This is a genomic window from Pseudoduganella sp. LjRoot289, assembly GCF_964252925.1.
In the GTDB taxonomy this organism is placed as follows: Bacteria; Pseudomonadota; Gammaproteobacteria; order Burkholderiales; family Burkholderiaceae_D; genus Rugamonas.
In genome coordinates, this window is record NZ_CAXUPN020000001.1 from 5,635,418 (window position 1) to 5,655,585 (window position 20,168).

Below are 20,168 nucleotides of genomic sequence, written 5' to 3' on the forward strand. Positions count from 1 at the left end.
CACGCTGCTGGGCACGCCGTGCCGCTCCATGGCGATCTGCAAGTCTTCGGCCAGCGCGTTGAACTGGGCGTTGGTGATCTTCAGGTCGATGTGCACCGACTTCATGTCGCGCACGGTGCCCACGCCGTCCATGGTCTTGTCGCGGTATTTGCCGGTGTACTTGCACGGGCCGCCGGCGAACTCGCAGAATTGTTCCTGCAGGCGCACGTTCAACTGCTGCATGTCGAAGTCGGCGAAGGTGTCCTTGATGCGGGGGTCGGCCAGCACTAGCGCAATGAAGGTGTCGGTGATGCGCTTGATGCCTTCCTTGCCGCCCAGTCCCTGGTAGGTTGAGTCCTCGGTGTACGGCGTCTGCGCGCAGGCCAGCGAGGAAGCCAGCAACAGGGCGAGGGTGGCGGCCTTGGAAAGTTTGATCATGTCATAGCTTTGTACGAAATTCGTCCAATTTAACAGATCATCCTATACAAACGGCCGCTCACTTCTCATGTTCGCGACATCGTTGGTGCTAGACGACGCAGGGCTATGTCTCGCCACTATCGAGCTCCATTTCTTCCAACAGCGCGACGCGATCCTGCGGTGAAGCCGAGCATGCATAAGCCCGCCAGGAACATGCTGATAGTCCCGGGCTCATCAACAGCCGTGCTCGGCACTTCCGCTGCGGAGACCTTGATATTGTCGAGGAAGAGCGAAGAGTCCGTCCCCGTCGCTGCTTTGAAGTCGATGGTATGGCTACTCCCCAGCAAACCGCTAATATTGAAACTGTAGGTCGCCCAGTCCGCACCTGCCGGGGTCAACACGCCGCCACCCAGCACCTTGCCGTCCAGTGTAATCTGCACACTCTGGTGGTTGTTGGGGCGCTGTGCCATATCGAACGACACCATATAATCCGTGGCGTCGGAAGTGAAGGTCTGCGACAACTCCGCCGGCGCCCAATGCAGGCTAGCCACGTCTTGCAGGAAAACCACGGAAGAGGTCCTCGCGACGCCTCCCCATGCCGTCGAATTATTCGCAATGCCCGCGCCGTTGGCGAAGACCCATGGCGCATCGACAACATAGCCGCGATAGCCGTTCCCATAACGTTCGCCCCCCAGCGGCACATTCGAGTTATCAAAACCGCCGTCTTGAATCAGTAGAGGCGTTGCACTGGCAACTGCAGCGGCGCAACCGAGGATGGCGGCCAGAAAAACCTGTTTCATTTGTTCTCGCTTTGCTGAAAAATTCCATATGGAAATTTATTATAAGAATATATTTTCCAAAATGCAATCAATGTTCCATTTCATCATATTCGGCGAAAAACGGTAACGACGTGCTGTCTCAGGCAATTACTACTTGGGGTACAGAATCATTTGCGTGCAGCGGAACAACGCTATCGTCTTGCCTGTGTCTTTGTGCGTCACCGTCGCGTCCCAGACCTGGGTGGTGCGGCCCGCGTGCGCGACCTTGGCCGTTACTGCAATCACGCCGTCGCGCGCCGTGCCAAGGTGGTTCGATTTCAGTTCCAGCGTGGTGAAATTGAGCGCTCCTTCCGGCAGGCTGGCGATGCAGCCGTAGCCGCAGGCGGTGTCGGCCAGCGTGACCACGGTGCCGGCGTGCAGATAGCCGTTCGGCGCCAGATGGTGCGGCTGCAGCGCGACTTCGGCGCTCGCCTCGCCATAAGCGATGGCCGTGAAGCGTATGCCCATGTGTTCTGGCAGCTTGCCCTTGCCGAACTGGTCGAGCTGGTCGATATTGAATTTTTTTGGTGTGTCCATGGCGGTCTCTCGTGGCGAAAATACCAATTCTATCCGTGCCCGTCTTGCACGGCAGAGGAAAAACGGGCTAAGCAGGGCCGATTTCGGCAAAGCGGTTCCCAAGCCGCCGGATCTGGTCCATATTGTTGCCTGATTCCCCACTCAGGACGAATATGGACCACGCTATGCAATCCGAGTATGCAGCAGCCCGCCCCGGTGCGATCGCCGTGTTTGGCGCCGGTTCCATCGGTACCTACGTCGGGGGCGCGCTGCTGGCAGCCGGGACCGACGTGACGCTGCTGGGCCGCGCGCGCATGCGCCAGCGCATCGCTGAACACGGCCTGACGCTGACCGACCTGCACGGCCGCGTCGCCGCGCTGGGCGGCGCGCAAGTTCCCTACACGGACGATCCGGCCAGCCTGGCCAGCGCGGCGCTGGTGCTGGTCACCGTGAAAAGTGCCGACACGGCGGCCGCCGCGGAAGCCATCCGGGCCCACGCCCATCCTTCAGCCCTCATCCTCAGCCTGCAAAACGGTGTCGGCAACGCGGACACGCTGCGCCGCATCCTGCCCGGCTGGACCGTACTGGGCGGCATGGTGCCGTTCAACGTGGTGCAGATGCCGGACGGCCGTTTGCACCGGGGCACGGCGGGCGAACTGATGGCGGAGGCCTCGCCCGCGCTGCGGCCTTGGGTGCCCGCGTTCAGTGCGGCGCAGCTGCCCATCACCGAGTGTGCCGATTTCGCGTCCGTGCAGTGGGGCAAGCTGCTGATCAACCTGAACAATTCCGTCAACGCCCTGTCCGGCGTGCCGCTGACCGCGCAGCTGCGTCAGCGCGACTACCGCCGCTCGCTGGCGCTGATGGTGGACGAGGGGCGCGCAGTATTGGCCAAAGCCGGCATTACGCCGGCCAAGGTAGTCAGCGTCGGCCCGCGCGCCTTCACGCTGCTGCTGCGGCTGCCGGACGCGCTGTTCACGCGGGTGGCGGCGTCGATGCTGAAGATCGACCCTGAAGCGCGCTCATCGATGTGGGAAGACTTGCAGGCGGGCCGCAAGACCGAGGTACATTATCTGAACGGCGCAATTACCGCGCTGGCGTCCTCGCTGGGAATGGATGCGCCCGTCAACCGTCGCATGACCGAGCTGGTCACTGCGGCGGAAGAGGGCAGGCAGGAATCCCTGAGCGCGGCGGAGATGTACCGCGCCCTGGCGGCGGCGCGCGCTTAGGCAGGCGCCAGCACCTTGTGCGCCTGTTCGTCGGCGTGGTACGAGGAACGCACCATGGCGCCGACGGCGGCGTGCTTGAAGCCCATCTTGTAGGCTTCCGCTTCGAACATCTTGAACACGTCCGGGTGCACGTAGCGGCGCACCGGCAGGTGGCTGTTGGACGGCGCCAGGTACTGGCCGATGGTCAGCATGTCGATGTCGTGCTCGCGCATGTCGCGCATCACCTGCAGGATTTCCTCGTCGGTCTCGCCCAGGCCGACCATGATGCCGGACTTGGTCTTCACGCCCGGGTACATGGCCTTGAAGTCCTTGAGCAGCTTGAGCGAATGCATATAGTCCGAACCCGGACGCGCTTCCTTGTACAGCCGCGGCACGGTTTCCAGGTTGTGGTTCATCACGTCCGGCAAGCCGTTGGCGAACAGGTCCAGCGCCTTCTGCAGGCGGCCGCGGAAGTCCGGCACCAGCACTTCGATCTGTGTTGCCGGCGACAGTTCCTTGGTCTTGGTGATGCACTCGACGAAGTGCTGGGCGCCGCCGTCGCGCAAGTCGTCGCGGTCGACCGAGGTGATCACCACGTAGCTCAGGCGCAGCTTGGCGATGGTGTTGGCCAGGTTTTGCGGCTCGTCGGTGTCCAGCGGGTCCGGGCGGCCGTGGCCGACGTCGCAGAACGGGCAGCGGCGGGTGCACTTGTCGCCCATGATCATGAAGGTCGCGGTGCCCTTGCCGAAGCATTCGCCGATGTTCGGGCAGCTCGCCTCTTCGCACACGGTGACCAGCTTGTTCTCGCGCAGGATGTCCTTGATCTCGTAGAAGCGGGTCGACGCGGAAGCAGCCTTCACGCGTATCCAGTCCGGCTTCTTCAGGCGCTCGATCTGCTCGATCGGCGTGATCTTGATCGGGATGCGCGAGGTCTTGCTGGCGCCTTTTTGCTTTTCGCTCGGGTTGTAAGCTGGGGCGGTGCTGGAAGGGGTCTCGGTGGTCATAGGCTTAGGTTGGTACAGTCGTAGATACGGTTTCTTCGGCGGGCACGGCGCTTTCCAGCACGCGTACCAGTTCGTTGGCCAGCGCCAGCTGCACGTCGGCGAGCGGCGCTGCCACCCCCATGGAGCGCATGTCGATGGTTTCCAGCCCGGAATAGCCGCAAGGGTTAATCCAGGTGAACGGGGCCAGGTCCATCGCCACATTCAGCGACACCCCGTGGTAGGTGCAGCCGTTGCCGCGCACTTTCAGGCCGAGCGCGGCGATCTTGGCGCCTTTTTTCGGGCCGCCGGCGATGTAGATGCCGGGCGCGCCGTCGATGCGTTCACCGCCGAGATTATACGCCTGCAGCACATTGATGATGGCTTGCTCGATTTTATTGACGAACTGGCGGGCGTACAGCTTGCCGCCGGGCTTGTTGCGCCGCAGGTCCATCATCAGGTAGATCACCACTTGGCCGGGGCCGTGGTAGGTGACTTCGCCGCCGCGGTCGGTCTGCACCACGGGGATGTTGCCCTCATTGCTCATCGCTGCGGCCAGCAGGTGGCCGCGGTCGGCACCCAGGCCCAGCGTGAACACGGACGGGTGCTCGACGATCCATAGTTCGTCGGGCGTGTCGGGCGTGCGCGCGTCGGTGAACGCGCGCATGGCCGCGAAGGTGGGTTCGTACTCGGCTGGACCGAGGTGGCGTATCAGCGCCGGGGCTATGGACATGGGCGGGACAGGTTTGGAATCCCCGCCATTATAAGTCAGTGCTGAAATACTTTCCTGGCTTTGCTTATTTTTGCGGCACCAGCTTCAACCAGTCCTGCACGGCGGGGCGCTGCCACTGGGCGTCGGCGTAGTCCTTGAGCCGCTGCGGCACCTCGTCGCCGCTCTTGATCAGGCGCTGCAGCATGATGGCCAGGTCGGTATCGGCCACGCACCAGCGGGTGAACAGGCTGGGGCCGTCCACCAGCTTGCCGGCGGCGCGTATCAGCTTGTCGGCAGCGGCGCGCGCCTCGGCCGACAGCGGCTGCGTGGCCGGTTCGTAGAACACGGTGATGGTGCTGCGCTCCTGGCGGATCGGCATCAGGTCGCTGCGCAGCCAGGCCTGGATCTGGCGCGCCTGGGCGCGGCGCTGCGCGTTGCGCGGGTAGACGGCGTGGTATTCGGGCGCGGGGAACACTTCGTCCAGGTATTCGCTGATGGCGCTGGACTCGGTCAGCACGAAGCCGTCGTGCACCAGCGCCGGCACGCGCGCGGTCAGCGCCAGGTCGCGGAAGGGCGCTTGCAGCTGGGCGCCCGCGTCCAGGTCGACCGTCTTCAGGTCGAAGGCCAGGCCTTTTTCCTTCAGGGTGACGAACACGGACAGGGCGTAGGGACTGGTGAACTGGCTGTCGACGTACAGGGTAAGACTCATGGCGCGCTCCGGCGATTGGTAGGGTTCCTCACATGGTAAGGCTTGCCGTTGTGGCCACATAACGATATATTTTGGCAGTCCTTGCTAATTCCATTCACAACGAGCTGCCCACGATATGCGCGAGCGCCTGCCCACTTTCCAGCAACTGCGCGCCTTCGAGGCGGCGGCGCGGCACGAGAATTTTTCACGCGCCGCCGACGAACTGCATCTGACGCACGGCGCCATCAGCCACCAGGTGCGGGCGCTGGAGCAGGAGCTGGGCACGCCGCTGTTCCTGCGCAAGGGCCGCAGCGTGAAGGTGACGGTGGACGGGCGGAAATTCGCGCAGGTGCTGGCCAAGGCTTTCGACGACATCGCCGCCGGGGCCGACGCGCTGCGGCCGGGCCGGGGCCGGGGCGGGCAGCGGCTGACGGTATCGGCCATTCCTTCGTTCGCGGCGCGCTGGCTGGCGCCGCGCCTGGGGCAGTTCATCGAGCAGCATCCGGACATCGAAGTGCTGTTGCAGGCCAGCGGCCACATGCAGGACCTGGAGCGGGAGGCGATCGACGTCGGCATCCGCTTCGGGCGCGGGCGCTATCCGGGCATGAAGGTGGACCGGCTGATGGGCGACATCTACTATCCGGCGGCCAGCCCCGCCTACCGGGGCGGCGCGCTGCCCCGGACGCCGGCCGAGCTGGCCCAAGCCACCCTGCTGCGCTCGAACGAGCCATGGCTGCCGTGGTTCCGCGCGGCCGGGCTGGCGCTGGCCGAGCCTTCCGGTGGCGTGATGTTCGAGGATTTGTCGATGCTGATACGCTCTGCCGTGGACGGCGACGGCGTGGCGCTGGTGCGCCATGTGGTGGCGATGCAGGAGATTGCTTCCGGGCAGCTGGTGCGGCTGTTCGACATCGCCACGCCCAGCCCGGACGATTACTACTTCGTCAGCCCGCCCGGCGCGGCGGACAAGCCGCAGGTACGGGCGTTCCGGACGTGGATGCTGGCCGAGATGGCGGCCTTCGCCGCCGAACTGCGGCTTACATGACGATCTTGACCATCGGGTGCGCCGACAGCTCGGTGTACAGCGCATCCAGCTGGGGACGGCTGGTGGCGCGCACGGTGACGGTCAGGCCGGTGTAATTGCCCTTGGCGGACGGCCGCTCTTCCATTTTGCCTGCGTGGAAGGTCGGGTCGTGCTTGACGACCAGGGCCAGGATGGTGGGCGCGAAATCGATGTGGGTCGGGCCCATCACCTTGATGGGGAAGTCGCTCGGGTACTCGATGAGGGATTCGGTGCCGGCCGGCGGGAGCGTTGTTGCCATGATAATTCCAGATAGTGAATGCCAGCCGATATTGTAACGCGGTCGCAATATCGGCGGCGCTGGCGGGTTACGCGGGCTCCGGACTCGACGTCCCCCCGCTAACCCGCCCTACGGCAAGACCGGCCTCACCGTCATGCGGCGGCGGTTTTGCCCGACAGGCGCTGCAAACGGGCCAGCGCGGACTCGCCGCCGGCCGCGCCGGGGTTGCTGACGGACTTGCGGATCGCGTCCAACTCGGCCGCCTGGTCGTGCGGGCGCTGGCCGATGTCGGCCACGATCTTCATGCCGGCCGCTTCATTGCTGACGGTCTGGGCGCGGCGGGTCAACGCGTTCAGTGCGCTGGAGTTGCCTTGCAGGCCCTTCAGCCCGTTCAGCTGCTCCTGGCGCTCGGCGCGTACCTGCTGCAGGTCGCGCTGGGCGTTGGCCGAGGCCAGCGCCTGCAACGCTTTTTTGGCGGCGGCGTCGAAGTCGGCCAGCTGCTGCGACAGCGCGTCGACGATCTTCTGCAACTCGTTCATGTACTCCTCGGCGTCGGCCTGCTCCTGGATCTCCAGCGGCAGACGGGCCTTGTTGGACTCCAGCTCGTCGCAGAACAGGTTGATGGTCGCTTCCGAGATGCGGCCCGAGGCCAGGCGCTCGCCCAGCGTTTCGGCGGCCTTCTCGTCGTTGGCGATCAGCTCCTGCAGTTTCACCACGTCGGCATGCTCCTTTTCAAAGGAGGAGCGGGCGGCGGCCAGCTTCTGGGCCGTGGCGCGCAGGGTGTCGGCCAGGCGGTCGCGGTCGGCCTCGGTCGCCGTTTCAGGATCGAAATTGGCAATCGCTTCGGAGACGCGGTCGCCCAGGGCGCCGAAGTGTTTGGTGATCAGACGCGCGGTTAAACCCCAGCCATTCGAGTTGCTCATGTTGTCTTTCCTTTCGTTAAGATGAAACTGCTGTGTGCGTGCCGTTATTGGATGACGACACGTTCTTGCTCAACCGGTATGCCGATGACGAAGTCGACATGGATACCGCGTTTTCCTGCGTCGCCGTTCACGCTGCGGAGGATTTCCGTCGTGATCAGCAAAAACTCCCTGCCCGCCCCGTCCAGTTCGCGGACATAGGGCATCAAATACATCTGCTGCTGCAACCCGCTCTGGCCGGCGGCGTCGTCGATGCGGGTTTCCGTGCCTTCGAACGGGGGCACGAAATCCGCCTCCGGGTTGCCGGCGTCGCGCAGGTACTCCAGCCCTTCCTCGGCGCCGAAGGCCGCGTCCAGGTCCTGCTGGTCCAGGCCGTGGTCGCCCAGCTGGGCGCGCCACAGCGTGTAGCTGCGGTCGCCCAGGCCGTAGCCGGCCTCGCCGGTGTAGGCTTCCTGGTCCTCCACCGTTTCCGGCACCACCCGCGCCAGCTGGGTGCAGTACAGGATCTCGGCCACGTCGCCCTGCTCGTTCACATACACTTGCAAAAACTTCTCGTCGGCCTCGTCGCCCTTGTCCAGGTAGTAGCGGAACAGCTTGCCGGACAGGTTGAGCTTGATGCGCGCGATTGCCAGGATGCGGGTGTCGCCGCCGTTGGGCATGCGTATCAGCGAACCGGCGGCGCTGGCGCGCAGCAGTGGCGACTGCTGCAGGCTGACCACGCTGCCGATCCGCGCGCCCAGCGGCAATTGCTGGTCGGCCGGGGCCTCGGTCATGCCGCGCTTGCTGGCCGCGCCGCGCACATAATCAACTGCATCTTTCCAACCCATCTCAATCTCCCAAAGTGTAGTTAGGGCCTGCTTTCGGCTTCATGAAGCGACGGCTGACGATGCGCCAGCCAACGTAAGCCAGACCGATCATCAGCGCCCAGCCGAACCAGCCCAGGCCGCCGGATTCGCGCCTGGGCGCCTGCTCGGCTTGCGCGGCAGCCGTGCCGGCCGTGGTAGCGGTGGCGGCGGCCGTGGCGCTGTCGGCGCCGGTGCCGTCCACCGGGCCCAGTGCGCCGATGTCGGCCGGCACATTACCCGGCGCCGGCGCCTGGGCCTGGCCGCGGTTGGCATGGGCCGGGGCGCTCAGGATGGAGCCGAGCACGGCGCCCGCCGCCGCCGCGCCGGCGGTCGCCAAGCGGCCGTTACGGTCGTAGCCACGGTTGTCGTAGCCGCGGTTGTCATAACCTCTATTGTCATATCCCCGGTTGTCATATTGCGGCTGGCTGCCATACTGTCCTTGCTGGCCGTATTGCGGCTGCTGCTGGGGCTGGCGCGGCATGACCGGATCCAGCGGCGGCAACGGACGCTGCGCTTCGTTCGCCGCGCGCCGGCTTTCCATGCTGCGCAGCGCGTTTTCCTGCGCCTGGCGCCGGGACAAGTCCTGCGACATCGCAGACTGGTTGCCCGAGCCTGCCGCCGCGTCCGGCGCCTTGCGGGCCGAGCCGAAGGAACCGAACGAGGTGTTGCCGCCGCGCGCAGCCGCGCTGTCCGACGTGCCGCTGCTCGAATTGCCGCTTCTTGCCGTGCTACTCTTTTGCGACGAGAATCCGCTTTTGAACGAACTGGAACTCTTGGCCGGACGCGTATCGGCATACGCGCCGTTCATGGCCAGCGTCATCGATAAAGCAAGCGCAATTGCAGTGCGGAGAGATTTGTTCATTTCCCCTGCCTCTCAAGTTGAATAAATAACAGCATAATGTCGGTGACAATCAAATGCATCGGTAATAAAGGACCAGCTTCACCATGACCCGCAAATACTCCGACATGAACCAGCACGACGCCCTCTACACAGTCGCCCGGGCTTACCCGGGCGGAATAGATGCATTGTCGCAATGCATGGGCATTTCAGTTAACGTTTTACGTAACAAATTGTCACCCACCATCGCGTCGCACTATCCCTCGTTCGAAGAGGTGTCGACCATCGTCGAACTGTGCCAGAAAGCGGGCGTGCAGGACGCCCTCTTGCCTCTGCATGCCATGCTGACCCGGCACGGCATGGCCGCCTTCGTGGTCCCCGTTCCGGCCCAGATTGCCCAGGACGACCTGTCGCAAACCGTCTGCCGCGTGATGAGCCAGGTTGGCGACGTGGCCGAAGCAGTTTCACAATCTTTACTGGATGGTAACATTACACCGGCCGAAGCGGACCTGATCGAACGCGAATTTCACGACGCGCTGTCGGCGCTGGGCGAATGGCGCGAACGCATCCGCAACCTGGCGCAGGGCAAATAGGCGCACGTCAAAAAAAGAGCCGGCTGGGAGGGCCGGCTCAAACCTATTTTTTAATTGGGAAAAGAAAAAATAGTCGGGAACAATTCACCGATGCACTGTATAAAAAACGGCTACAGGCATCCATCGAAATGAGATGAACTGCAAAAATGACGGCCTGGACGCTCGAAATCCGGGCCTGAATTGCAGCCTTGTTACCGATCTTTTTGCTCTTTCCCTTCACGGTCGCGCGACTGGCGCCGGTCCTCGCGTTGCTGTTGCTGATGTTGCGGCTGCGCCGGCTGCGGAGCGGCCTGGGGCGCAGGTTGTGGACGGGCCACCGCCTGCGGCGCCGGCTGCGGTGCCGGCTGCGGCTGGCGGAAGGCCGCTTCGCGCGGTTCCCTCTGCTCCCTCTGATGCTCCCGCTGTTCACGCTGATGGTCGCGCTGCTCCTCGCGTTGCTGCCGGAAGGGGTTGCCCTGCGGTTGTGGCTGCGGTGGCTGCGGTTGAGCTTGCATCTGAGGCTGGGCTTGCGGCTGCGGCCGGGCGGCCGGCGCTGCCTGCGGCGGCTGCGCGAACGGATGCTGGGCCGGCGGCTGCGGCTGTGCCTGCTGCATCAGGATGGACTGGCGGTTCGCGCGGTGCTCGGCGTCGCGGCGGTCGCGATCGCGATCGCGTTCACGGTCACGGTCACGGTCACGGTCATCCTCCCGGTCCCTGTCCTGGCGCGCGCGGCGCTCCATGTCGGCGGCGGCCGGCTGCAGCGCGCGTTCGGCTTGCTGCGGACGCGGCAAGGCGGCCGGCGCCGGGGCGGCGGCTGGCGGCTGCGCGAACGGCATGGCTTGCGGCTGGGTCTGGATTTGCGAACTTTGCTGGCGGCCCGCGCCAAAGCGCTGCTGGCGCCAGTCGTCACGGTCGCGCCGGGTTTCGATCACGCGGCCGGGCACCACGCCCCCGGGCGACATGCGCGTCACCGGCAGCGGCGCGGTCGACAGCGGCACGTTGCGCGCATCGTTCGGCGCCAGCGAAATACGCGGCGCCTTGTTGACATTGACGGTGCGGCGCGCATCGAACTGCTCGCGCGGCAGCACCGTCACGCCCTCGCGGCGCACTTCGCGCTGCGGCTTCCAGTTCACGCTGCCGTGGTGTTGCCAGCCGAGGCGGCGTTCATAATCGGGCGAGACGCGGTAGCCCGGCACGAAGCTGTCGCGCGGGGTCAGCGGATACCAGCCCACGCCCGGCCCCGAACGGCGGTCGGCGAAAGCGACGCTCCAGTTGCTGCCGCCAACCCAGCCCACCAGGGCCGGCGCCCACACGGGGCGCGTGGTCGAGCGGCCCGGCGCCCAGTACCAGCGCGTGTCCAGCATCACCCAGCGACCGTAGTGCGACGGCGCGTAGCCCCACGGTAAATCGTCGACCCAGGTCCAGCCCCACGGGTCCAGCCAGGTCCAGCGGCCGTCGCGGTAGGGCGCCCAGCCGGCCGGCACCGAACGGGGCGACCACAGCGGACCGTATTCCGGGTTGTCGCGCCAGCTGCCGTACTGGTCCAGTTCTTCGTAGCCGGTGACGTCGGCCGTCACGTAGCGCAGCGACTGGGAGTTCTCGTCGCGCTTGTCGCGCGCCTGCACCCAGTCGTCGAAGCTGTCGCGCAGCGCCACGCCGGTGGCGACGCGGTCCGGATACACCAGCGCGCGCTTGCCGGCGCGCAGTATCAGCTCAGAACCGGCGCCGTCGACGCGCGCCGCGCCGGCCAGCACCGTGACCGAACTGGTGTCCGGCTGGCGCTCGCTGTCCACCCGCACCCAGCCCGGCTCGAGCATGGTGACGCGGGCCTGCGGCGTGCTCAGTTCGAAGTCGCCCAGCAGCTCGGCGCTGCGCAGGCGCACGCTGGCGGTGCCGTAATTGAGACGCAGGCGCAGGCTGTTGTCGTCCAGCGCGTCGACTTCCAGGCTGGAATCGCCGTCCAGCCGCACGGCTGCCGAACCGACGCGGAACTCCATCCGCGCGCCGGGCGCGGCGGTGATGCGGCTGCCGCTGGCCACGGGCCAGTTCAGCAGGCTGCCGCTGGCTTCCTCGCCGTCGGCTTCGACCGTCACTTGGCCCTGGGTGCTGGAAATGCGGCCTACGCGCGCGGGCGGATCCTCGTCGGCCAGGGCCAGCGAGCTGGCGGCGACCAGCGCGGCCAGCAGGATGAAATGTGCAAGTTTGCGGTGCATGGTGGCACTCCAATGTGTGATTGAACCATTTAACGCTGCAATCGCCTTGCAGACGACTGCGGTTACAAATGTTTTCACATTGTAGAACGCCGGACGGCGCCGCGACGCCGGTTTTCAGGCCTGGCTGCCGCCGCGCTTGACGAAGAACAGCGCCGCGCCCACCGCCATCAGCAGGCCGCCGAACACGCGGTTCTGGCGTTTGACGGCGGCGGCGTCGCGGAAGTAGCGCTGCATGGACGAGGCCAGGAAGGCGTAGCTGTGCATGACCACCAGGTCGATGCTGCACATGGTGGCGGCCAGGATCAGCAATTGCGGCAGCAGCGGACGGTCTTGCGCGATGAATTGCGGCAGCACGGCCACCATGAAGATGATGCCCTTGGGGTTGGTGGCATTGGTCAGGAAACCGGTCAGTATCCGCTTTTGCAGCGAGGGCAGTTCCACGCGCGCCGGTGCGGGGCCCGCGTCGGCGCCGGCAGGCGCGGCCTGCACCCTGGCCCGCCATTGGCTGAAGCCGAGCCAGATCAGGTACAGCGCGCCCACGGTTTTCACCACGTTGAACGCCAGTTCCGATGCCAGCAGCAAGGAACCGACTCCGGCGCCGGCGATGGCCAGCACCAGCAGCAAGCCCGCCTGCAGCCCGAGGATGGTGCCGCTGGCCTTGCGCACGCCATACGACAGCCCGTGCGACATCGACAGCACCGCGCCCGATCCCGGCGACACGGCGATGATGGAAGCGGCAATGACGAAAGTGATCCAGGTGCTGAATGGCATGCTGAGTTCCGGTGCGTGGAGGGAAGGGCCATTGTAGCGCGGGCGCCGGGCGGCCGCCCGGGACCGCTTCCCGGATTGCTTGCGGACAGTTGCTTATGCGGTAAGATTGATGCTGATTCCACTTTCGCCTCTTCGCGCCATGAAAACACACGCCCATCTCTGCCGCCGCCAATCCGCCATGGGAGGCCGCTGAGATGGCCGGTACCAGCCTGTTGGCATTGATCGACGACATCACCACCATCCTCGATGACGTGGCCGCCATGAGCAAGGTAGCCGCCAAGAAAACCGCCGGCGTGCTGGGCGACGACCTGGCGCTGAACGCGCAGCAAGTGGCCGGCGTGAGCGCCGACCGCGAGTTGCCCGTGGTGTGGGCGGTGGCGGTCGGTTCGATGAAGAACAAGGCCATCCTGGTGCCGGCCGCGCTGGCCATCAGCGCGTTCGCGCCCTGGGCCATCACGCCACTGCTGATGCTGGGCGGCGCCTATCTGTGCTTCGAAGGTTTCGAAAAAATCGCCCACAAGCTGCTGCACGGCGAGCACGAGGACGAGGTGCACCACGCCGAACTGGCCGCCGCCGTGGCCGACCCGACGGTCGACATGGTGGCGATGGAGAAGGACAAGATCAAGGGCGCCATCCGCACCGACTTCATCCTGTCGGCCGAAATCATCGTCATCGCGCTGGGCACGGTGGCCGAGGCCACCTTCACACAGCAGGTCACGGTGCTGGCCGGCATCGCCGTCGTGATGACGGTAGGCGTGTACGGCATCGTGGCCGGCATTGTCAAGATGGACGACGCCGGCCTCTACCTGACGCGCCGCCGCGGCGCCGGCGCCTTCCTGCGCGGCCTGGGCGGCTTCCTGCTGGCGGCCGCGCCCAGACTGATGAAATTCCTGTCGGTGGCCGGCACGCTGGCCATGTTCATGGTCGGCGGCGGCATCCTGACGCACGGCATCCCGGCCGCGCACGACGTGATCCACCATGCGGCCGAGATCGTCGGCGCCTGGCCCACCGTCGGCGGCGCGCTGCAGGCGGTCACGCCGTCCCTGCTGGACGCCATCGCCGGCGTGGTCGCGGGCGCGCTGGTGCTGGTGGGCGTGACGGCGGCCGGCCGTTTCTTGCGCCTGTTCAAACGGTCCCATTGAAATTTCTGGTCTGATACAGTTTCGGACGCCGGCCGGCGTCCCTTCCACCACACGGAGGCCTCATGAACAAACCCCTGCCGCAACGTCCCACCGCCGCCTTTGTCGGCGCTTCCTGGGCTGCCCTGCTGGTCGGCGCCATCACCTACCTGAGCGGTTTGTGGAACGCCTCCATGCAGCTCAACGAAAAGGGCTACTACTTCACGCTGCTGGCCTATGGCTTGTTCGCCGCCGTGTCGTTGCAGAAGTCGGTGCGCGACCGGATGGAGGGCATCCCGGTCACCAATCTGTATTTCGGCCTGTGCTGGATGTCTCTGCTGCTGGTGCTGCTGCTGTTATCGGTGGGCTTGTGGAACGCCACGCTGGCCCCCAGCGAAAAAGGCTTCTACGCCATGTCCTTCGTGCTGAGCCTGTTCGCCGCGGTGGCGGTGCAGAAAAACGTGCGCGACAGCGCGGGCGGCGCCAAGGACGCCGCGCCGCAGCCGGGCGACGCTTGAGCTAGCCCTTCTTTTTCTTCGGCGCCGGCAGCGGCAGCGCCGCCGCCGTGCGGCGCGCCAGCTCGGTGAGCCATTCCCGGTCGTCCCAATACTCCCCGGAGATCAGAAACCACGGCTTGGCCTGCGGATAGGGCTGCGCCTCCACCGGTTCGCCTATCCAGGCCCGGATGGCCTCGATGGGCTTGATGAAGAGCTGGTCGTCGCACACCAGCGCGAACATCTTGCCGTCGCAATAGATCGCCCACTCGCCGAACATCCTGCGCGCCGCCAGGGTACCCGCGCCCGCCATCTGGTCCACCAGAAAATCCACCGTGCCTTGTTGCGATGCCATGCCGCCTCCGCTTTTTGCCTGTGCGGCATGCTAGCACTGTTGCCGCGCCGGCGGAACCTTTCCACATTGGCCATGTCACAATCATTGCATATCCATTTCCAGGAGAAAGCGATGAGTGACCTGCAAAAGCGGCTGCACATGGCAATGTCGGCCGCGCGTATGGCGATCTGGGACTCCGTGCTGGCAGACGGAAAAATCGAGCACGGCACGGTGAACTGGTCGGCCGAGGGCGCGGCGCTGCTGGGGCTCCCGGCAAACAGCATGCGCCAGCCGTTCCGCGACTTCCTGGGCTTCGTCCACCCCGACGACCGCGATTATCTGTTCAGCCAGATGCAAAGCGCGGTCGAGCGCTGCGGCGACTATGAACTGGAATACCGCGTGCTGTGGCACGACGGTTCGCTGCACTGGCTGGGCGCCAAGGCGCAAGCCTTCTGCAACGCCGACGGCGTGCCCGAGCGCACGCTGGGCATCGTCTGGGACATCACCCAGCGCAAGCTGCTCGAGCTGCACACCGCAGAGCAGAAGGAACTGGCCGAAGTGACGCTGGCGTCCATCGGCGACGGCGTCGCCACCACCGACGCCGAGGGTAAGACCCGCTATATGAACCGGGTGGCCGAACAGCTGACCGGCTGGAGCCATGAGCTGGCGCTCGGCCTGCCGATAGAACAGACCCTGAAGCTGGTGTACGAAGCGCCGGAGCCGGCGGATCCGCAGCTGCCGCGGCCGGCGCCGCGCGATCCGGACGAGGCGCCCGACCACGTGGCGGCGCGCTGCCTGCGCCTGCGCCAGTCTATCGGCGTCAGCAACGGCACCTTGCTGGTCACGCGCGACGGGCGCCGCATCGCCATCGAGGATTCGGCCGCGCCGATCTGGTCGGCCGACGGCGCCATGCTGGGCGCGGTGGTGGTGTTCCGCGACGTGAGCCACGAGCGCAAGCTGACCCAGCAGCTTTCCTGGTTCGCCAGCCACGACACCCTGACCGGCCTGATGAACCGGCGCGAGTTCGAGCATCAGATCGCCTCGGCGCTGCACTCGGCCAAGCACGAGGGCCATGTGCACGCGCTGCTGTACATCGACCTGGACCAGTTCAAGATCGTCAACGACACCTGCGGCCACAGCGCCGGCGACGTGCTGCTGCAGCTGCTGGCCAAGATGCTGCAGGCGCAGATGCGCGACAGCGACATCCTGGCCCGCCTCGGCGGCGACGAGCTGGGCGTGCTGCTGCCGCATTGCCCGCCCGACCAGGCCATGCTGATCGCCGACCAGCTGCGCCAGTCGATCAAGAATTTCCGCTTCGTGTGGGACAGCCGCAGCTTCGAGATCGGCGCCAGCATCGGCCTGGCCGAAATCAGCCACGACAGCAAGTCGATGACGGACCTGCTGATGGCGGCCGACCAGGCTTGCTACCTGGCCAAGGAGCAGGGCCGCAACCGCGTGCATTTCTACAAGGAGTCGGACTTGAAGCTGGCCCAGCGGCAAGGGGAAATGCAATGGGTGTCGCGCCTGAACGAGGCCTTCGAACACAACTATTTCCGCCTGTTCGCCATGCCCATCGTCAACCTGGGCGAGCAAGGCCGGGCGCACGACGAGGTGCTGATCCGCATCCAGGGCAGCAAGGGCGACCTGATCCTGCCCGGCGCCTTCATCCCGGCCGCCGAACGCTACGATCTGATGGCGGCCATCGACCGCTGGGTGATACGGGCCGTGTGCGACTACGTGCGCGACGTCAACCGCCACAACGGGAACGCGCCGCACGCGCTGTATTCGATCAACCTGTCCGGCACTTCGCTCAACGACGAGGGCCTGCACGACTACATCCTGGCGCAATTCGAGGAATACGGCATCGCGCCCGAGCAGATCTGCTTCGAGATCACCGAGACGGCGGCCATTTTCAACCTGCCCAAGGCGCAGACTTTCATGACGCGGCTGAAAGCGCTGGGCTGCCATTTCTCGCTCGACGATTTCGGCAGCGGCCTGTCCTCGTTCGCCTACCTCAAGTCGCTGCCAGTCGACTATCTGAAAATCGACGGCATGTTCATCCGCGACATCAAGACCAACGCGATCAACTGCGCACTGGTGAAGGCCATCAACGAGGTGGGCCACGTGATGGGCATGCACACCGTGGCCGAGTACGTGGAGGACGAGGAAACGCTGGCCCTGGTGCGCGGCCTGGGCGTCGACTACGCGCAGGGCCACGCGGTCGGCCTGGTGCGGCCGCTCGCGCTGGCGGTGTAAGCACGACCTGCCAGCCGAGGCAAAGCCGGGGATTTTTGATCTACATCAATAAAATTGCTTGTCGCTCTCCTTACACTGGCCGCAACCCACACGCCAGCAGGAGAGCGCCATGCGCAGCAACTTACCCGTCACCCAGCACGAAGTCGAGATTTCGGAAGACCAGGCCATCGTCTCCAAGACTGACCTGAAGGGCAACATTGTCTATGTCAACCCCTACTTCGCGCAGATCAGCGGCTTCAGCGAGCATGAGCTGATCGGCGCGCCGCAGAACATCGTGCGCCACCCGGACATGCCGGAGGCAGCCTTCGCCGACCTGTGGCGGTCGATCCAGGCCGGCACGCCGTGGACCGGCATCGTGAAAAACCGCTGCAAGAACGGCGATTACTACTGGGTCAAGGCCAACGTCACCCCGATCCGCGAAAACGGCCAGACGCTGGGCTATATGTCGGTGCGCACCCGGGCCGAGCCCGAACAGGTGGCGGCCGCCGCCCGGGCCTACCGCGACATCCGCGACGGTTCGCGCGCCATCGTCATCAAGAACGGCCAGCTGATCCATCCCGGCATCGCTAACTGGCTGTCGCTGCTCGGCCACTCCTCGCTGTCGGTGCGGATCTGGGCCGCCACCAGCGGCGTCAACACGCTGCTGCTGTTCGTCTGCCTGGCCGCGCTGTTCGGGGACGGCGCCTCGGCGCTGACCCGCTACAGCATCTTCGGCGCCACCTTCATCGGCCTGCTGGTCAACGTGTTCCTGTGGTACACGCTGCGCACCAGCGTGCTGCAGCCGCTGGGCAAGGCGCTCGACGGCGCGCGCGCGATCGCCGCCGGCGACCTGTCCGGCAGCTTCGAGACCGATGCCACCGACGAGGTGGGCCAGCTGCTGCGCGCCCTGCAGCAGATGAACAGCAACCTGATCGCCACCATCCGCGACGTGCGCGTCAACGTCGAGACCATGGCGGTGGCCACGCGCCAAATCGCCGCCGGCAACGCCGACCTGTCCGGCCGCACCGAGGCGCAGGCCGCCAGCCTGGAGCAAACCGCCTCCAGCATCGAGCAGTTCGCCGCCACCGTGAAGCAGAACGCCGACAATTCGGTACAGGCCAACGCGCTGGCGCTGGCCGCGTCCGGCGTGGCGGTGGAGGGCGGCCAGATCGTGGCCGAGGTGATCGCCACCATGGACGACATCAACACCTCCTCGCGCAAAATCGTCGACATCATCGCGCTGATCGAGGGCATCGCTTTCCAGACCAACATCCTGGCGCTGAACGCGGCGGTCGAAGCGGTGCGCGCCGGCGAGCAGGGACGCGGCTTCGCCGTGGTGGCGGGCGAGGTGCGCAACCTGGCACAGCGCTCGTCGGCGGCGGCCAAGGACATCAAGCACCTGATCGACGTCTCGGTCGGCAAAGTCGGGGCCGGCATGACGCAGGTGCACCGCGCCGGCGCCACCATGGAACAGGTGGTCGGCTCGGTGCAACAGGTGACGGCCATCATGCAGGAGATATCGACCGCCTCGCGCGAGCAGAGCATCGGCGTGGACCAGGTGAACCAGGCCATCGCCCACATGGACCAGGTGACGCAGCAGAACGCCGCGCTGGTGGAGGAAGCGGCGGCGGCGGCCAACAGCCTGGCGCTGGAAGCGGGCGGCCTGACGCAGGCGGTGAGCCTGTTCAAATTCGGCCAGCGCGCCTTGGCGGGGCAGCGCGCCGCGGCGAACCCTATGCGCCCGATGCGCCCGACGCACCGCCAGGCGCCCGCGCAGAAAAGGCTGGCCGCGTGATGGACACGATGACTTTCGACGCGGGCACGATACGCCGCCTCAGCACCTCCGGCCCGCGCTACACCTCCTATCCGACCGCCGACCGCTACACGCCGGACTTCGGCTACGGCAGCTACCTGGAGGCGGTGGCCGGCCTGAAGATGCGCGGCGGCGCGCGCGGGCCGCTGTCGCTGTACGTGCACATCCCGTTCTGCGACACGGTCTGCTACTACTGCGGCTGCAACAAGATCGTCACCAAGGACCGCGCCAAGGCCGCCACCTACCTGAGCTACCTGAAACAGGAAATCGGCATGCAGGGCAAGCTGTTCTCCGGCATGAACCAGGTCGGCCAGCTGCATTTCGGCGGCGGCACGCCGACCTACCTGAGCGACCGCCAGATGGAGGACCTGATGGCCCACCTGCGCAAGAACTTCGAGTTCGCGCCGGACAGCGAGGGCGAGTATTCGATCGAGATCGACCCGCGCACCGTGACGCCGGAACGGGTGCGCTCGCTGCGCGCGCAGGGGTTCAACCGCGTCAGCCTGGGCGTGCAGGACTTCGATGCGGAGGTGCAGAAGGCCGTCAACCGCATCCAGCCGGAAGCGGAGACGCTGTCCATCATGCGGGCCGCGCGCGACGCCGGTTTCCGCTCCATCAGCATCGACCTGATATACGGCCTGCCGAAGCAGACCCTGGACACCATGCGCCAGACGCTGGCCAAGGTGGTGGCCGCCAGTCCGGACCGCATCGCCCTGTACAACTACGCGCACCTGCCGCACCTGTTCAAACCGCAGCGCCGCATCCTCGAGGCCGACCTGCCGCAGGCCGGCGTCAAGCTGGACATGCTGGCGCTGTGCATACGGCAGCTGACGGCGGCCGGTTACGTCTACATCGGCATGGACCATTTCGCCAAGCCGGGGGACGACCTGGCGGTGGCGCAACGGCAGGGCCGCTTGCACCGCAACTTCCAGGGTTATTCGACGCACGCGGAAGCGGACCTGGTGGCCTGCGGCGTATCGGCCATCAGCTCGGTGGGCAACACCTACAGCCAGAATGAAAAAACGCTGGACGCCTACTACGAGCAGCTCGACCAGGGCCGCCTGCCGGTCGCGCGCGGTATCCGGCTTTCCACCGACGACCTGCTGCGGCGCATCGTGATCCAGAAGCTGATGTGCAATTTCGAACTGTCGATCGCGTCGATCGAGCAGGCCTGCCCGATCCGCTTCGCCGATTACTTCGCGGCCGAACTGGCGCAGCTGCGCGCGCTGGAGGAGGACGGCCTGATCGCCATCGACGCGGAATGGCTGTCGGTGACGCTGAAAGGGCGGCTACTGGTACGCAACATCTGCATGGTGTTCGACCGCTACCTCGGCATGCCGCGTCCGCAAGAAGACGCCGGCGCCGCGGCGCAGCCGCTGCGCTATTCGAAAACCATCTGAGG

The 20,168-nt window shown here is 65.7% G+C and carries 20 protein-coding genes and 1 pseudogene; 8 read left to right on the forward strand and 13 right to left on the reverse strand.

The window, feature by feature from the left end; genetic code table 11:
• Positions 1–15: 15 nt before the first annotated feature.
• The 3 genes and pseudogenes from ACSQ8Y_RS24120 to ACSQ8Y_RS24130 all read right to left on the reverse strand — a co-directional run.
• Positions 16–417, reverse strand: a pseudogene (locus tag ACSQ8Y_RS24120) (group I truncated hemoglobin); the annotation flags it as partial.
• Between the two features lie 116 nt (positions 418–533).
• Positions 534–1,196 carry a PEP-CTERM sorting domain-containing protein gene (locus tag ACSQ8Y_RS24125; RefSeq protein WP_436268938.1) on the reverse strand — a complete coding sequence of 221 codons (663 nt, stop codon included), beginning with the start codon at positions 1,194–1,196 and terminating at the stop codon, positions 534–536.
• 129 nt (positions 1,197–1,325) lie between these two features.
• On the reverse strand, positions 1,326–1,751 hold the full coding sequence (locus ACSQ8Y_RS24130; protein WP_436268939.1) for a PaaI family thioesterase: 426 nt from the start codon (positions 1,749–1,751) through the stop codon (positions 1,326–1,328).
• Between the two features lie 164 nt (positions 1,752–1,915).
• Between ACSQ8Y_RS24130 and ACSQ8Y_RS24135 the strand changes: the two genes are divergently transcribed.
• A complete protein-coding gene (locus ACSQ8Y_RS24135) occupies positions 1,916–2,956 on the forward strand; it encodes a 2-dehydropantoate 2-reductase (protein ID WP_436268940.1) in 1,041 nt (346 codons plus the stop codon).
• On the opposite strand, the gene lipA is transcribed toward ACSQ8Y_RS24135, so the two are convergent.
• The 3 genes from lipA to yfcF form a co-directional block, all read right to left on the reverse strand.
• Positions 2,953–3,939, reverse strand: coding sequence for a lipoyl synthase (gene lipA, locus ACSQ8Y_RS24140; RefSeq protein WP_436268941.1), 987 nt, complete (start codon positions 3,937–3,939; stop codon positions 2,953–2,955). The genes ACSQ8Y_RS24135 and lipA overlap by 4 nt on opposite strands.
• A 4-nt stretch (positions 3,940–3,943) precedes the next feature.
• Positions 3,944–4,648: a lipoyl(octanoyl) transferase LipB gene (gene lipB / locus ACSQ8Y_RS24145; protein WP_436268942.1), complete on the reverse strand. Its 705-nt coding sequence runs from the start codon at positions 4,646–4,648 to the stop codon at positions 3,944–3,946.
• Between the two features lie 64 nt (positions 4,649–4,712).
• The gene (gene yfcF, locus ACSQ8Y_RS24150; RefSeq protein WP_436268943.1) at positions 4,713–5,336 is read right to left on the reverse strand and encodes a glutathione transferase; all 624 of its coding nucleotides are present in this window, start codon (positions 5,334–5,336) and stop codon (positions 4,713–4,715) included.
• 115 nt (positions 5,337–5,451) lie between these two features.
• On the opposite strand from yfcF, the gene gcvA reads away from it, so the two are divergent.
• Positions 5,452–6,357 (forward strand): transcriptional regulator GcvA, encoded by a 906-nt coding sequence (gene gcvA / locus ACSQ8Y_RS24155; RefSeq protein ID WP_436268944.1) that lies wholly within the window; start codon positions 5,452–5,454, stop codon positions 6,355–6,357.
• Here the strand turns inward: gcvA and ACSQ8Y_RS24160 are convergent.
• The 4 genes from ACSQ8Y_RS24160 to ACSQ8Y_RS24175 all read right to left on the reverse strand — a co-directional run bounded on the left by ACSQ8Y_RS24160 (position 6,350) and on the right by ACSQ8Y_RS24175 (position 9,240).
• Entirely contained in the window at positions 6,350–6,634 is a 285-nt protein-coding gene (locus ACSQ8Y_RS24160; RefSeq protein ID WP_436268945.1) for a DUF493 family protein, read from the reverse strand. The genes gcvA and ACSQ8Y_RS24160 overlap by 8 nt on opposite strands.
• A 131-nt stretch (positions 6,635–6,765) precedes the next feature.
• Positions 6,766–7,536, reverse strand: a complete 771-nt coding sequence (locus tag ACSQ8Y_RS24165; protein WP_436268946.1) for a hypothetical protein — start codon at positions 7,534–7,536, stop codon at positions 6,766–6,768.
• Between the two features lie 44 nt (positions 7,537–7,580).
• Entirely contained in the window at positions 7,581–8,360 is a 780-nt protein-coding gene (locus ACSQ8Y_RS24170; RefSeq protein WP_436268947.1) for a DUF2491 family protein, read from the reverse strand.
• 1 nt (position 8,361) lies between these two features.
• Positions 8,362–9,240 (reverse strand): hypothetical protein, encoded by an 879-nt coding sequence (locus tag ACSQ8Y_RS24175; protein ID WP_436268948.1) that lies wholly within the window; start codon positions 9,238–9,240, stop codon positions 8,362–8,364.
• Positions 9,241–9,323: 83 nt separating this feature from the next.
• On the opposite strand from ACSQ8Y_RS24175, the gene ACSQ8Y_RS24180 reads away from it, so the two are divergent.
• Complete coding sequence (locus tag ACSQ8Y_RS24180; protein WP_436268949.1) at positions 9,324–9,809, forward strand: phage regulatory CII family protein; 486 nt, start codon at positions 9,324–9,326, stop codon at positions 9,807–9,809.
• 191 nt (positions 9,810–10,000) lie between these two features.
• Here ACSQ8Y_RS24180 and ACSQ8Y_RS24185 read toward each other — a convergent pair whose 3' ends face one another.
• Together ACSQ8Y_RS24185 and ACSQ8Y_RS24190 are read right to left on the reverse strand one after the other, a co-directional pair.
• Positions 10,001–12,001 (reverse strand): DUF6600 domain-containing protein, encoded by a 2,001-nt coding sequence (locus tag ACSQ8Y_RS24185; protein WP_436268950.1) that lies wholly within the window; start codon positions 11,999–12,001, stop codon positions 10,001–10,003.
• 114 nt (positions 12,002–12,115) lie between these two features.
• On the reverse strand, positions 12,116–12,772 hold the full coding sequence (locus ACSQ8Y_RS24190) for a LysE family transporter (protein ID WP_436268951.1): 657 nt from the start codon (positions 12,770–12,772) through the stop codon (positions 12,116–12,118).
• Between the two features lie 194 nt (positions 12,773–12,966).
• On the opposite strand from ACSQ8Y_RS24190, the gene ACSQ8Y_RS24195 reads away from it, so the two are divergent.
• Both ACSQ8Y_RS24195 and yiaA read left to right on the forward strand, forming a co-directional pair.
• Positions 12,967–13,914 carry a DUF808 domain-containing protein gene (locus ACSQ8Y_RS24195; RefSeq protein WP_436268952.1) on the forward strand — a complete coding sequence of 316 codons (948 nt, stop codon included), beginning with the start codon at positions 12,967–12,969 and terminating at the stop codon, positions 13,912–13,914.
• A gap of 62 nt (positions 13,915–13,976) precedes the next feature.
• Complete coding sequence (gene yiaA, locus ACSQ8Y_RS24200) at positions 13,977–14,408, forward strand: inner membrane protein YiaA (protein WP_436268953.1); 432 nt, start codon at positions 13,977–13,979, stop codon at positions 14,406–14,408.
• Between the two features lies 1 nt (position 14,409).
• On the opposite strand, the gene ACSQ8Y_RS24205 is transcribed toward yiaA, so the two are convergent.
• Positions 14,410–14,739: a TfoX/Sxy family protein gene (locus ACSQ8Y_RS24205; RefSeq protein WP_436268954.1), complete on the reverse strand. Its 330-nt coding sequence runs from the start codon at positions 14,737–14,739 to the stop codon at positions 14,410–14,412.
• Positions 14,740–14,850: 111 nt separating this feature from the next.
• Here ACSQ8Y_RS24205 and ACSQ8Y_RS24210 point away from each other — a divergent pair, with 111 nt between their 5' ends.
• The 3 genes from ACSQ8Y_RS24210 (at position 14,851) to hemN (ending at position 20,166) form a co-directional block, all read left to right on the forward strand.
• Positions 14,851–16,974, forward strand: coding sequence for an EAL domain-containing protein (locus tag ACSQ8Y_RS24210; RefSeq protein ID WP_436268955.1), 2,124 nt, complete (start codon positions 14,851–14,853; stop codon positions 16,972–16,974).
• A 109-nt stretch (positions 16,975–17,083) separates the two neighbouring features.
• Positions 17,084–18,748 (forward strand): methyl-accepting chemotaxis protein, encoded by a 1,665-nt coding sequence (locus ACSQ8Y_RS24215; protein ID WP_436268956.1) that lies wholly within the window; start codon positions 17,084–17,086, stop codon positions 18,746–18,748.
• The gene (gene hemN / locus ACSQ8Y_RS24220) at positions 18,748–20,166 is read left to right on the forward strand and encodes an oxygen-independent coproporphyrinogen III oxidase (RefSeq protein ID WP_436268957.1); all 1,419 of its coding nucleotides are present in this window, start codon (positions 18,748–18,750) and stop codon (positions 20,164–20,166) included. The genes ACSQ8Y_RS24215 and hemN overlap by 1 nt, the downstream gene beginning before the upstream one ends.
• The last annotated feature ends 2 nt before the right edge of the window (positions 20,167–20,168 follow it).

Coding starts and splice junctions, on each gene's coding strand:
- ACSQ8Y_RS24125 (WP_436268938.1), bottom strand. CDS start 1,196: ATGAAACAGGTTTTTCTGGCCGCCATCCTCGGTTGCGCCGCTGCAGTT.
- ACSQ8Y_RS24130 (WP_436268939.1), bottom strand. CDS start 1,751: ATGGACACACCAAAAAAATTCAATATCGACCAGCTCGACCAGTTCGGC.
- ACSQ8Y_RS24135 (WP_436268940.1), top strand. CDS start 1,916: ATGCAATCCGAGTATGCAGCAGCCCGCCCCGGTGCGATCGCCGTGTTT.
- lipA (WP_436268941.1), bottom strand. CDS start 3,939: ATGACCACCGAGACCCCTTCCAGCACCGCCCCAGCTTACAACCCGAGC.
- lipB (WP_436268942.1), bottom strand. CDS start 4,648: ATGTCCATAGCCCCGGCGCTGATACGCCACCTCGGTCCAGCCGAGTAC.
- yfcF (WP_436268943.1), bottom strand. CDS start 5,336: ATGAGTCTTACCCTGTACGTCGACAGCCAGTTCACCAGTCCCTACGCC.
- gcvA (WP_436268944.1), top strand. CDS start 5,452: ATGCGCGAGCGCCTGCCCACTTTCCAGCAACTGCGCGCCTTCGAGGCG.
- ACSQ8Y_RS24160 (WP_436268945.1), bottom strand. CDS start 6,634: ATGGCAACAACGCTCCCGCCGGCCGGCACCGAATCCCTCATCGAGTAC.
- ACSQ8Y_RS24165 (WP_436268946.1), bottom strand. CDS start 7,536: ATGAGCAACTCGAATGGCTGGGGTTTAACCGCGCGTCTGATCACCAAA.
- ACSQ8Y_RS24170 (WP_436268947.1), bottom strand. CDS start 8,360: ATGGGTTGGAAAGATGCAGTTGATTATGTGCGCGGCGCGGCCAGCAAG.
- ACSQ8Y_RS24175 (WP_436268948.1), bottom strand. CDS start 9,240: ATGAACAAATCTCTCCGCACTGCAATTGCGCTTGCTTTATCGATGACG.
- ACSQ8Y_RS24180 (WP_436268949.1), top strand. CDS start 9,324: ATGACCCGCAAATACTCCGACATGAACCAGCACGACGCCCTCTACACA.
- ACSQ8Y_RS24185 (WP_436268950.1), bottom strand. CDS start 12,001: ATGCACCGCAAACTTGCACATTTCATCCTGCTGGCCGCGCTGGTCGCC.
- ACSQ8Y_RS24190 (WP_436268951.1), bottom strand. CDS start 12,772: ATGCCATTCAGCACCTGGATCACTTTCGTCATTGCCGCTTCCATCATC.
- ACSQ8Y_RS24195 (WP_436268952.1), top strand. CDS start 12,967: ATGGCCGGTACCAGCCTGTTGGCATTGATCGACGACATCACCACCATC.
- yiaA (WP_436268953.1), top strand. CDS start 13,977: ATGAACAAACCCCTGCCGCAACGTCCCACCGCCGCCTTTGTCGGCGCT.
- ACSQ8Y_RS24205 (WP_436268954.1), bottom strand. CDS start 14,739: ATGGCATCGCAACAAGGCACGGTGGATTTTCTGGTGGACCAGATGGCG.
- ACSQ8Y_RS24210 (WP_436268955.1), top strand. CDS start 14,851: ATGAGTGACCTGCAAAAGCGGCTGCACATGGCAATGTCGGCCGCGCGT.
- ACSQ8Y_RS24215 (WP_436268956.1), top strand. CDS start 17,084: ATGCGCAGCAACTTACCCGTCACCCAGCACGAAGTCGAGATTTCGGAA.
- hemN (WP_436268957.1), top strand. CDS start 18,748: ATGGACACGATGACTTTCGACGCGGGCACGATACGCCGCCTCAGCACC.